This is a genomic window from Enterobacter cloacae complex sp. P18RS (assembly GCF_014982105.1).
Taxonomy (GTDB): domain Bacteria; phylum Pseudomonadota; class Gammaproteobacteria; order Enterobacterales; family Enterobacteriaceae; genus Enterobacter; species Enterobacter hormaechei_C.
The window spans coordinates 1-323 of sequence record NZ_JADCKV010000067.1 but is presented as its reverse complement, the minus strand read 5'-3'; the positions used below and the strand labels follow the sequence as shown (position 1 = coordinate 323).

At 30.7% G+C, this 323-nt stretch carries 1 pseudogene; it reads left to right on the top strand.

The features are described 5' to 3' along the window. Positions 1-323: pseudogene (locus tag INF61_RS22740) on the top strand (site-specific integrase); the annotation flags it as partial.

Here is a 323-nt window from a genome sequence, read left to right as displayed (position 1 = left end):
TGAACAGGTATATTTTCAAACTGTCAGATTAGAAATGGCAACTTGATAAATAAAACTGCGTATACCCTCATAAAGTTGTAGATAGAATGCCTACAAAAATGAAACTTAGCTACTTAAAAACATTGGCTTACTATGCGTCTGAATATAGTTCTTTTTATATTCAAAGTATTAACAATCTATTTTATAAGTGGTTTGGTGCGATGACTATCGATACTATTGATGGCAAAGCCATATATCAATTGAATGTTTATTTAGGTTCAGCGAGAAACTACAAGCTAAACATAGTTAAGGCCTTCATCACTAAATGGAAAAAACTCAATTAT